This window comes from Actinoallomurus sp. NPDC050550 (assembly GCF_040655075.1).
GTDB lineage: Bacteria > Actinomycetota > Actinomycetes > Streptosporangiales > Streptosporangiaceae > Actinoallomurus.
The window spans coordinates 1-11409 of record NZ_JBFAJC010000113.1 but is presented as its reverse complement, the minus strand read 5'-3'; the positions used below and the strand labels follow the sequence as shown (position 1 = coordinate 11409).

Here is an 11409-nt window from a genome sequence, read left to right as displayed (position 1 = left end):
AGTCCTCGGCGGCTTGATCAACGAGTATAGACGCGCGGCGTAGACAGACAGAAAAGGCCAGGTCGCAACTGAAATCGAGTATCCGCACCCGACAGGCCCTGGCGTTGGCGTAGACCGCCTGCTGCTTGCTCCGCTTGCCGACGATCTGCTGGGTGCGGGCCGCAGCCCGCACCCAGTCGGCGGTCCGCGCCTGGTGATCTTCCCTTCCGGCGGACATGCCGGTCACCAACGCACCGAGCCGATGTGGGGAACGGACGCCACGCCACCGAGAGCACGCTGCGATGGCGACGTTCGACAAGATCACGACCAAAGAGCACCCAGGGAGCACCCACGCCCCCGAAACGATCAATCCAAGATCCGTCAACATCGAGAAACCGCAGCGGCCAGGTGAGTGGTAGGGCGCCTGGGACTCGAACCCAGAACCTATGGATTAAAATAAAAGTCCACGGCCCTGGTGCCAGATCGGTATGTTCAGTGTCAGGCTAGGCCGATTCATCCGCGACTTCGCCGGTTTCGATGTCGGGTAATGCCAGGGGATGACGGGCGGTATCGCGACGTTCGAGCAAACGGCGAGCAAACATGGCGCTGGTGCGCTGGCCATGGGATGGTCACGCAGCGAGACAATCGTGAAGGAAATCGGTGGCGATACTGGCGGACGCTGGGTGGCGATGGCGGCTGCATATGTTCGAGCGTCTTGCTCCTTTGGCGGAGGCTCGCGCCCTGCCGACCTTGCGTTTACCGGGAGACGTACAGCGATCAGGTCAAGTCGCAGTTCCTCAGCTGCCGCCTACTGCTTTTCGAGCTTGGCCCATATCCGGGTGATGGCGGCGATGTCATCGTCATCGAGGGGATCGATGAAATATTTCTTCACTGATCCTTCGAACGTTCGCCTGATTGTCTCGGCGAAGTGCCGTCCGCTCTTGGTGAAGCTGATGAGCGATACCCGTCCGTCGCCTTGGTCGGCGTTGCGCTGGAGGTGTCCGGCGTCGATGAGGTCCTGGACCAGCCGTGATGCTCTGGTAGGGCTGACGCTGACAAGTTTGCCGGCCAGGGCTCGGACCGACTGAGGCTCGGTTTCCAGGAGCCAGCACAGGATCTCGACGGAGCTGAAGGAGATCTTGTGCTGTTCCGTCAGCACAGCGTCGATCCGCCCGGTGACCGTGGCGTGAGTAAGCAGTAGGGCAAACCAGCCCTTGACCTGGTCCGGGGAAATGATCTGCGGCTGTGACACGGGTGCCTTCACACCAAGCAGCATACCTCAAGACTGGATGCCCTGCCATCTAGATGCGCGCGCACGCATCTGCTACGATGGGTACGTAATTGCGGAAGGGGAGATCAGCCTCGTTCGCAGAGTTCTGCCAGGACCGGCGTCAACCCGCCGGCGTTACGTACCTCCGAGGTCCGCTTTGTCTCACGAAGGTCATCCGCCCTCAACGCGGATGCCTCGAAGACGGTGGCCTCGCACACCGATCGGCCGTGCGGCCGACAGAAAGGCAACGGTCACCATGCCCAAACTGGATGGCAAGGTCGCAGTGATCACTGGAGCGACGTCCGGGATGGCGTTGGCGACGGCCAAGTTGTTCGTCGCCGAAGGCGCCCACGTGTTCATCACCGGACGAGACAAGGCCAGACTGGACGAGGCGGTCGCCGCCATCGGCCACAACGTCACGGGCGTGCAGGCGGACTCGGGAAGTCTGCACGACCTGGCCCGCTTGGCCGAGACCGTGCGGGAGCAGCAAGGGCGAGTCGACGTCCTGTTCGCCAGCGCTGGCCTCGCCTCGGTGTCCGACCCGCTGGGCAGCATCACCCCGGATACGTTCGACGCGCTCGTGGGTGTCAACTTCCGAGGCACTGTGTTCACCGTTCAGTACCTGCTGCCGTTGATGAGCGACGGCGCGTCGATCATCCTGAACGGCACGACCAGCGCGACCAAGGGCATCCCCGGTGCCGGGGTGTACTCGGCGAGCAAGGCGGCCGTTCGCTCACTCGCGCGCACCTGGGCCGCCGAGCTGAAGGACCGCGGCATCCGGGTCAACGTCGTCAGTCCCGGCTCGATCGACACCGCGCTCTTCAGCACCGTCGGCCCCGAATTTCGGGAGCAGATCACCTCCGCCATACCGCTAGGACGGCTCGGGGCCAGCGAGGAGATTGCGTCCGCTGCGCTGTTTTTCGCCTCGGCGGACGCCAGCTTCGTCACCGGCGCGAACCTGGTCGTCGACGGCGGGTTCAGCCAGATCTAACGCCCGAGTTCGCCGCTGCGCTCGGCATCGAGGTCCTCCGCGAGCCACGGCTGTGGTCAGAGTATGGGCCGGACTATTACGCGGTCTTCATCCGCGACCCAGCCGGGAACAACCTCGAGTTCAAATGCCGTGCCTCACCCGGCACCGTCACCCCGGGCACGCCGAACCCAGGTCGGCGACGACGTTTGGTCGTGGCTGGCCGCACACGAATGACTGAAGGAGACACCGATGCCTGACTACGGTCATCCTCTGCGTTTCGCCACGTTCATCTCGCCCGCCAACTCCCCAGCGCACCGTCCAGTCGAATTGGCGCAGCTCAGTGAGCGGCTCGGTTTCGACTTCGTCACCTTCCAGGATCAGCCCTACGAGGCCGACTTCCTCGACACCTGGACTCTGCTGAGCTGGGTGGCCGCGCGGACCGAGCGCATCGGTCTGTCCGGCAACGTGCTGAACCTGCCGCTGCGCCAGCCCCCCGCCGTGCTCGCCCGCGCGACAGCCAGCCTCGACCTGCTCTCCGGTGGACGAACGAGCCTCGGGCTCGGCGCTGGCTTCTTCTGGGACGCCGTGCAAGCAATCGGCGGACGGCGGCTCACCCCAATGCAGGGCGTGACGGCCCTGGGCGGGGCAATCGACGTGATCCGCGGGATCTGGGACGCCGACGGGCCCGGGACCCTCAATGTCGAGGGCGAGTTCTACAAGGTCCGCGGCGCCGAGCGCGGCCCCGCCCCCGCACACAGCACCCCGATCTGGCTCGGCGCCCACAAGCCGAAGATGCAGGACTTGGTCGGACGCAAGGCCGACGGCTGGCTGCCGTCGCTGCCCGGCATGGAACCTGGCGGCCTGCCCAAAGGAAACGCCATCATCGACGACGCCGCACGAGCCGCAGGCCGCGACCCCCGCGACATCACCCGTCTGCTCAACATCTTCCCGGGCCAGCAGACCGCGGAAGCACTAGCCCAGATGACCCTCGAGGACGGCGTCAGCATCTTCATCCTGGCCAGCGACGACCCGGACTACTTCAACGCTTCGCCGCCGAAACGATCCCTGCCGTACGCGATCACGTCGCCCGCGGGCGTAAATAACGCGCGGGGTAGTCGCACCTGCGGCCAACGCTCTTGGTGCAACCCATCACGGCGACCAAACCATCTCAGCCGACCGACCCAGACACGACGGAGGAACACGCACCATGACCACCATCAGCATCATCGGCTCGGGCAACATGGCCACCGCCATCGGCACCCGAGCGGCCCAGCACGGTCACACCATCGAGGTAATTAGCCGCAACACCGCCAAGGCTCAGGCACTCGCTGACCAGATCGGCAACGGAGCCACCGGCGCAACATTCGGCGCAACACCGCTCGGTGACATCGTCATCGTGGCTATCCCATACACCGACACGGTTTCCGCGGTCGCGAACTACGGTGAGTCACTCGCCGGCAAGATACTCGTTGACATCTCCAACCCGTTCAACGCCGACGCCAGCGGACTCGTGACTACCCCAGGCAACTCGGCGGCCCAGGAGATCGCCGCTGCCGCTCCCGAGGACACATCCGTCGTGAAAGCGCTGAATACGATCTTCGGCCACGTCCTCGCTCAAGGCAAACCGCTCGACGCGTTCCTCGCAGGCGATAGCACCGAGGCGAAGGCACAAGTCGCCGCGTTTCTGCAGAGCATCGACTTGCGGCCCCTCGACGCGGGCGGACTCCAGATGGCCTCGGTCCTTGAATGGACCGGCATCCTGCTGATGGGGCTGGCGCGAAACGGCGCCGGCTTCGACCTCGCCCTAGGCGCCGAAGTCCACTGAAGATCTCCTCTGGGTCTGGGCCGGCGACTTGTCCTGCCACCCAGACCCAGAGAGGCCACATAACAAGCCGTGTGCCTGGAACGGCATGTCATCCGGGCAGGTCAGGGTCGTGTACGGGTGCCCCGGGGGGAGTTGTCGTGCTGCTACCGCAGGGGATAGGTCACGGCGAAGCGGTCGCCACGGCATGATGACCGGCTGTGCTGTTGCGACTGGCCTACCTGACGGTGGCGAACACGTTCGCCGTCCTGCGGCTTCTTCCGGCGAGCGATCATGAGAAGGACGCCGAGATCTTGGTCCTGCGGCATCAGATCGTGGTCCTGGAACGCCAACTGGGCGAGAGGAAGGTCCGGTTCACTGCGCCGGACCGGGCCTTGTTAGCGGCGCTGCTGCACCGGCTGAGACCGAAGACGCTACGCCGGATGCGACTGCTGGTACGCCCGGAAACGGTGGTGCGCTGGCACCGTGATCTGATCAACAAGCGGCACGCCGCCTGGTCCAGGCCCAAGCGGCCGGGCCGGCCGCCGACGGTGCGTTCCATCCGCATCCTGGTGCTGCGTCTGGTCCGGGAGAACCCCGGGTGGGGATATCGCCGCGTGCACGGTGAACTGCTCACCCTCGGGGTGAAGGTCGCCGCCTCGACCGTGTGGGAGATCCTCAAGGACGCCGGCATCGACCCCGCGCCCGAACGCGCTTCCAGCACGTGGGCCGCCTTCCTTCGCTCCCAAGCAGACGCCCTGCTGGCGTGTGATTTCTTCGAAACGGTCACGGTTCGTGGAACGCGCATGTACGTCCTGGCGGTGATCGAACACTACTCGCGGCGGATCCACGTCCTGGGCGCCACCGCGCATCCGACCGCCTCGTGGGCGACCCAAGCCGCCCGGAACCTGGTCATGGACCTACAGGACGCCCAGTGCCGGGCGCGGTACCTGATCCGGGACCGGGACGGGAAATTCCCCGACCTGTTCGATGCCATCTTCGCCGACGCCGGAATCAACGTTGTGCTCACCGGTGTGCGGATGCCGCGGATGAACGCGCTTATGGAGCGGTGGGTACAGACCTGCCGGCGCGAGCTCCTCGACCGCACCTTGATCTGGAACCAGCAGCACCTGCTCCACGCACTGCGGGAGTTCGAAGACTTCTACAACACCCACCGCCCCCACCGCAGGTTGAGCGGCGCGCCACTACGGCCAGCACCCGAGCCGCTCACCGAATCAAACCAACTCCAACAGCTCGCCATCTTCCGACGAGACCGACTCGGCGGCATCCTCCATGAGTACCAACATGCCGCATGACCTGTACGGACGTAATAATCGGCACTCGCAAGGTCGAACAGCACCCGGTCCACGCCCGCATCCGCCAGCCGGGCGACGATGTCACGATCGCCGGGCACGGCGTAGACGGTCACAGGGATCGATCCGCGCCCTGCGTCGGACGCGCGGCGCCGCAATTCGGCGATCTTGCGGATGATCTCCTCGGCTGATACCAGGAACGGGGCGCGGATGCCGAGGACCGCTTCGACGCCCAGTTCGGCCGCCTGATCAAGACAGCCCAGAGCGACTTCGACAGCGTCACGGAAGCCACGTCGTACCAGGCGGACATGGCGGCCAACATGGATCGGTGAAGCTCTCGGCCAACTGATCAAGTGGTGCACACTAATCTGAGCCCGGACGAAAGGCGGCACACATGCTGGACCACATCTCGCTTATCACCGGAAACCAGGGCAAAGCACGCGAATACGAGGGCCTCCTCGGCATCAAGGTCACGGCGGTAAAACAGGACCTGATCGAGATCCAGGAACTCGACGTAGTGAAGGTCGTAGAGCAAAAAGCGCAGGACGCCTACTCCACGCTGCGGGCCCCGGTGCTGGTGGACGACACCGGCCTAACGCTTCAGGAGTGGAACGGCCTACCTGGCGCACTGGTGGCCTGGTTCATTGCCTCCGTAGGCCCGCAGGGAATCCTCAAGATGGCCGCAGGCGTGACCAACCGCCGCGCCACCGCAACGACAGCGATCGGATACGCGGACGAGACGGGCGTTCAGGTCGTCACCGGCACCCTGAATGGAACCCTGACCACCGAGCTACGCGGCACCAACGGCTTCGGCTACGACCCCATCTTCATCCCCGATGGCCACCATAGAACCTACGCCGAGATGTCAAGTGAGGAGAAGAACGCGGTCTCGCATCGCCGACTAGCTGTCGACGAGCTACGAAAAGCCCTGAACGTCTTCAACTGATCGGTCCGTAGCCCGAACAGCCCTGCCCGAAGGACGCCGTATCGGCAGCTTTGAGCACCGGGCCAGGTGCGGCCATGTACGACAGGTAGCGGGGCACGCCCGTCGCCCGAGCCTGGGCGGCGATCGGCAGCGTGTAGGCGGCGGCGTGGTGCAAGCGGCGGGTCGCTTCGGGGAGGGGGAAGAATGCGAAGTCTTCCAACTCATCGGCGTCGATATGGATGCTCGCCGGGTCGTTGATGTGGCCGCCGTCGAAGATGAATCCGATCATCGGGTGAGGGATGGGATCGTGTGCGGCGAGCCAGGACATCACGAGCGGCCGTTCACTGGGCAACGCCAAGCTGAGTTCCTCGCGGGCCTCCCAGGCACGGTCAGGTGGCTCGTTGTGCCCGACCACTCCTCCGGGGATGGTCCAGTGATCCCGATACGGTTTTACCAGCAGCACCCGGTCGGCTGCGTCGGTGATGAACAGACCCCGCCGCGCTCAGGACGGGCATTCGCTGGAAGTAGACGACCGGATCGACCTAGTTGTCCGCCACGGCCGCCGACTCTATGCCGGGCCTTGTCCCACAGTCCTGGGAACCGACCACCTACCCACCGGATCACCAGAGCTGGCCAGTCGATGCGTTTGTGGGGACAACGCGATCTGCTTCATAGGAAGGTGTTACCATGGATATTGTTACGACTCGCGACGGCCAATCCTTCGAATTGCGGCCCTGCCCATCCTGGTGCACCGGGGACCATTTCGCGCCCGGAGGCGTGATCGACGCAGACGACGGATTCCACCACGCCAGCAGGACGATCCGAATCGAGACCGCGGACATCGCCGACCTATTTAAGGGCATGTCCATCGTCGTCGAGATGTGGCTGAAAGCCTGGGTGTGTCCGCTGGACGCCGCACCCGGGCCCACACAGATCAGCTTGAACGTCGATTCCGGTGCTGTTGATCTCACCCCCGACGAGGCCCGCCGCATCAGCGAAGTCTTGATCAGGCTCAGCGCCCAGATCAGCAGCGACGCCGACGGCTGATCGAGCAGAGTCTGGGCGTCTCCGCCCTCGCAGACTCATGCTCGTCGAGGTCGCCAGGCTCGTCGCCATCCCCGACGACATCAGCTTCACGGCAGCGGCTCTACTCAGCTGCTGCGTGACCATCGGCGACGCCCACCATCTTCAACACCGCCGACACCGCCCGGGTGACACTATCCTGATGATCGGATGCGGCGGTTCTGAGCCGCGTCGTCAGCAGGACGGAACGGCCTCGAGAGTTTTGCCTGTGTCGTGATCAGCTCCGCCGTTGCCCTCAACGAGCTGTCGTGACGGATCACCGTGTCGGCGTACGGCTTCCAGTGCACAGGGACGTACGAGTAAACGTTTACTCGTACCTCGCTCTGCACTCCAACGAGTACGCGTCGGCTGTGGTGCCTGCGATCTCGCATGCGCGGTGGATCCGCACTGCTGAATGGCGAGGCCACTGTTGCTGACCGTGTGGAACCCACGTGATGTCCTGACCACGCCCCAGCCCGCGCCGAAGGAGATGAGAATGGCCAGCCGTGGCGGAAGTTCGGCGAGTTCTCCTCAAAGAACGCCGCTCCCTTGCATAATGCGGGCATGGCGAGTTGCTCCTGCGGGGCTCCGGCACCGGTTCTCGACGGACTCGGCGAACCACAAATCGTCACGGATCTGGACGTCTCGGGCATTGTCGAGTTGCTGACGGGTGAACTGGACTATGCGCGGCGCGGCGCGACGCGGGCTGCCGGCTGAACGTTCGGGCCACCATCGTCTTCCAGGACACCGAGAAATCCAGCGAGTATGTTGGAAGTTCCGACGAACTCCGACCTGTTGTCCTGGAGCTGCTGGACCAGAGAATTAGGGTCTTTCTGCCCCTGGTCACCGGCGGCTCGGACGGCACCGGAGACGTGCACTATCTGCACTCGAACTGGCGGAAGTGCACCGCGTGGGTGATGGCGGCGGTCGGGATTTCGCTGTCCGGCCGGATACCCGCGATCGGATTCTTCGGCACTCAGCACGAACACGCCGAATTCGTCTTCGAATCCCGGCAGTCGGCTATCTGGACGTCGACGCTGGTCGACTGGACGAACGGCTGCGGCATCGGCTCGTTCGAGGAGGACCTGCGAGAACATGTGGACCGGACGACATTCCTCGGCGATCCGCTCCGCCATCTCCCGGGCCTGGACGACCTACCGCACCCGGCGAGCTACGAGGCGCGGATGATGGACACGTATCGCCGGGAGGCGCTGCGGGCGAGCATCTATGCCAGGGTCGGCCAGCCGAATCCGCGTGCGAACCGGTGGGCCGTCATCTGGCTGTGGTGGGATCTGCGACTGCGGATCGCGGGTGGCGCCGGTGTCAGCCAGGTGCCCGACCTGGCGGTGTCGGTAGAGCGGCTGCGCAAGACGGTGCCGCCCGGCAGTGCACACGCCGCTGGTACGGCGACGGTGAACGACGCCTTGACGGAGTTCGGGAACGGCAACCTGACAGAGGACAACCTCGTAGTGTTGTCGAAATGCCTCAACGAGGTGTTCGACGAGGTCGGTTTCGGCGACCAACTGGCGTCGATCTACGCGAGCATGTCGGCCCAGTTGCCGATCGACGAGATTGCCGACCGGATTCTCGAGCACCTGCCCATGACACGCGACTTGATCCCTCTCTGCCGAGCGTGGACGCGGCCCTTGGTCGAGGCACGCCGTGTCAACGACCTCGAGCGGGTCGTCGACGCGATGCGCGCGGCGGTTCCGGATGAGGCGACCGACACATCCCTCTGGTATTTGTGGCAACTCTTCGAGATGCGCATGCCGGCACGGGTGATCGCGGCGATCGGCGCTCTGGAGGTGGATCGGCTGACGGCCATCGAGCGAGGCACGCTACTCGAGTTGCGCACCGAGGCGCTGCGGGCACTTGGCCGCCAACCTGAGGCGCTGGCCGTGCTCGACGCCGCGCCGCCGGAGGTTCTGAACGAGCCGAGCAACAAGCAGGTGTTGGGTATCGCGCGGGCACGGCTGGTTCGGGAGATGGGTTCCCCGGCGGCGGCACTCGCACAGTTGGAGACCCTGCTGGCCGAGGTCGACGACCCGCAACCGTCGCTGCACGAATCGCTCCTGGCAACCCTGATGCGGTTCGGCCGGTACAGCGAGGCCGCCGAACACGGGTACGCCGCGTACACCGGGGGTCAGCGGAATCCGGCAGCCTGGCCGGTCGGCCTGTTCGCGGCGCAGACCCTGTGGTGTCAGGCGCTCGCCGGCGAGAAACTGAGCGCTGACCTCGTCGAGTTCGTGCTGAACGACGAGCAGCCGGCCGACGCCAACCGGGACCTGGTCGCTGCCATCGCGTTGCTCACCGCGGGCATGGACCGTTGCGAGTTCCTGGACCGAGTACGGGCCAGCACGGACGCCGTGCTAAGGCAGGCGATCATGGAGCGGGATGTGCGCCTGGCGAACAAGGCGCTCTACGTGGCCGCGCTGTACGACCAGACGTACCTGCCGGTCAAGGCGTTGGGTTCGTGGGCCCGTCTGGTGTCCGTGATGTTCGACCGGTTCGGCGTCCGGACCGAAGGCTTTCTGTATTCGGCGGCGAACCTCATCGCCAGGGACATGCTGGATCTGGCTCGGGACCTGCTCAAGAAGGAACTCGGCTGCCTTGGGCCGCTCGGCTATGACGGTGGGCTCGGCACGGGCGCGCTCGCGGGTGTCAACACGGTTCGTGAGGTCGACCTGGTGACCGAGACGATGTTCCGCGCACCTGACGCCACACCGGCGGATCTGCGGCTTGTGGGTGAACTGCTCCGGGGCAAGGCCAGCCGGGCGACGCCTCCCCGGGACGAGGAGCCTGCGTGGCGGCGGAACGGGCTCGAGGACGACGTGGTGGCCGCGATCGCCCCCGATCATGGCCGGGTCGGGGTACTCGAATGGGTCAGCGACGGCGCCGAGGTCCGGGCGCTCGTCACCGTGGTCGACGCCGCCGGTTCCGTTGCCAGCACCACGGTTCCGCTGCCGGATGTCGACATGTCCAGGGTCGCGAGGCGCATACGGTCACGGCTGTCGACCTGGCGGGCAGGACGGACCGGAGACCCGTTCGGCGTAGACGAGTGGCAGTCCTGCCGGGTGTGGCTGGATTCGGTGCTCGACGAGCATCTCGCACCGGACGATCACCTGGTCGTTGTCCCGTTCGCCGGGTGGCAGGGGCTGCCGTGGCACGTGGCCGCGTTCGACCGTGTCACATGTTCGTACGAACCCAGCTGGGTGGCATTGCTATCCACCGTGGACGGAGAGCCACGGCGAGACGGCTGGTGGGAGGGTGTGGTCGCCGTGCCCCGGATGGGCGACCCTGAGCAGATCACCGGTGCGATGGCTCGATATGTCGCCGAATGTGGCGACGAGGCGTTGGTGCTCGAGGGCGTCGCGGCCGATCGGGCCGCGGTGACGGATCTCCTGACGTGCGTGGACCTCGCCACTCTGCTCACCCACGGGTATACCAGCGCGTCGGAGACCGAGGTGGCGTTGATGCTGGCGGCGGGCGGCGCGCTGCCGCTGGCGCACTCGGTCGCCGCGGCCAGTGAGCGTGGCCGGGGCCACCGGTTCGGGTGGCGTGAGTACGCTGAGTTGCCGAGCGCGCCGCGGGTGATCCTGTCCGCGGCGTGTGGCACGGGTGGGAGCCACATCGTCGGCCTCGGCGAGCACCTCGGTATCTACAACGTGCTGCGCCGGGTCGGACTACGGGCATTCGTTGCGCCGCAGTGGGACATCGTGGCCGCCGACGTGCTCCCCATGCTCGCCGAGATCCGCGCAGGTCTCCTGACCGGACAGGCAGGTCTCGGCCAAGGAGTCCGGCAGGCCGTGTGGGCCGCGCTCGACCGCGGCGTGCCGGCGTGGTCGGCGCACGCACTCATCCTCGAAGGGGACTGGCGATGACCGGACTCTCTTCGCTCAAGAGCGTAAAGCGATCCAAGCTCAGCCGGAACCAGCAGACCAGACATGACCCAAGCCCGAACGGCAGAGGCGGTGCATGATGTGACTCCTGAACCCTAGTACTACAGTGAGCTTTCTGGGTTTATGGTTCTGTTGTGACAGAGGTGGCGGTTAGCGACGTTGAGTCGTGGGTGTCGGGGTTGGACGCATT

At 65.4% G+C, this 11409-nt stretch carries 11 protein-coding genes; 8 read left to right on the top strand and 3 right to left on the bottom strand.

The annotated features are described in order from the left end of the window. On the bottom strand, window positions 1-229 hold a 229-nt coding region (locus tag AB0I04_RS54370), incomplete at its 3' end, for a hypothetical protein (protein ID WP_360904673.1). A gap of 558 nt (window positions 230-787) precedes the next feature. Next, a complete protein-coding gene (locus tag AB0I04_RS54365) occupies window positions 788-1243 on the bottom strand; it encodes a MarR family winged helix-turn-helix transcriptional regulator (RefSeq protein ID WP_360904670.1) in 456 nt (151 codons plus the stop codon). Between the two features lie 262 nt (window positions 1244-1505). On the opposite strand from AB0I04_RS54365, the gene AB0I04_RS54360 reads away from it, so the two are divergent. From AB0I04_RS54360 to rdgB, 5 genes are all read left to right on the top strand, one after another. Then, window positions 1506-2240 (top strand): SDR family oxidoreductase, encoded by a 735-nt coding sequence (locus tag AB0I04_RS54360; RefSeq protein ID WP_217401125.1) that lies wholly within the window; start codon window positions 1506-1508, stop codon window positions 2238-2240. 228 nt (window positions 2241-2468) lie between these two features. Next, window positions 2469-3518 carry an LLM class flavin-dependent oxidoreductase gene (locus tag AB0I04_RS54355; protein WP_360904666.1) on the top strand — a complete coding sequence of 350 codons (1050 nt, stop codon included), beginning with the start codon at window positions 2469-2471 and terminating at the stop codon, window positions 3516-3518. After that, window positions 3427-4044: an NAD(P)-binding domain-containing protein gene (locus tag AB0I04_RS54350; protein WP_360904663.1), complete on the top strand. Its 618-nt coding sequence runs from the start codon at window positions 3427-3429 to the stop codon at window positions 4042-4044. The genes AB0I04_RS54355 and AB0I04_RS54350 overlap by 92 nt, the downstream gene beginning before the upstream one ends. A gap of 197 nt (window positions 4045-4241) precedes the next feature. Next, window positions 4242-5336: an integrase core domain-containing protein gene (locus AB0I04_RS54345; protein WP_360904660.1), complete on the top strand. Its 1095-nt coding sequence runs from the start codon at window positions 4242-4244 to the stop codon at window positions 5334-5336. Window positions 5337-5727: 391 nt separating this feature from the next. Beyond that, window positions 5728-6279 carry an RdgB/HAM1 family non-canonical purine NTP pyrophosphatase gene (rdgB, locus tag AB0I04_RS54340; protein ID WP_360904657.1) on the top strand — a complete coding sequence of 184 codons (552 nt, stop codon included), beginning with the start codon at window positions 5728-5730 and terminating at the stop codon, window positions 6277-6279. On the opposite strand, the gene AB0I04_RS54335 is transcribed toward rdgB, so the two are convergent. Further along, window positions 6272-6742 carry an NUDIX hydrolase gene (locus AB0I04_RS54335; RefSeq protein WP_360904676.1) on the bottom strand — a complete coding sequence of 157 codons (471 nt, stop codon included), beginning with the start codon at window positions 6740-6742 and terminating at the stop codon, window positions 6272-6274. The two genes, rdgB and AB0I04_RS54335, sit on opposite strands and share 8 nt — an antisense overlap. 203 nt (window positions 6743-6945) lie before the next feature. On the opposite strand from AB0I04_RS54335, the gene AB0I04_RS54330 reads away from it, so the two are divergent. The 3 genes from AB0I04_RS54330 (at window position 6946) to AB0I04_RS54320 (ending at window position 11201) form a co-directional block, all read left to right on the top strand. Further along, window positions 6946-7305, top strand: coding sequence for a hypothetical protein (locus AB0I04_RS54330; RefSeq protein ID WP_360904654.1), 360 nt, complete (start codon window positions 6946-6948; stop codon window positions 7303-7305). 579 nt (window positions 7306-7884) lie between these two features. Further along, the gene (locus AB0I04_RS54325) at window positions 7885-8037 is read left to right on the top strand and encodes a hypothetical protein (protein WP_360904651.1); all 153 of its coding nucleotides are present in this window, start codon (window positions 7885-7887) and stop codon (window positions 8035-8037) included. 155 nt (window positions 8038-8192) lie between these two features. Continuing rightward, on the top strand, window positions 8193-11201 hold the full coding sequence (locus AB0I04_RS54320) for a hypothetical protein (RefSeq protein WP_360904648.1): 3009 nt from the start codon (window positions 8193-8195) through the stop codon (window positions 11199-11201). The last annotated feature ends 208 nt before the right edge of the window (window positions 11202-11409 follow it).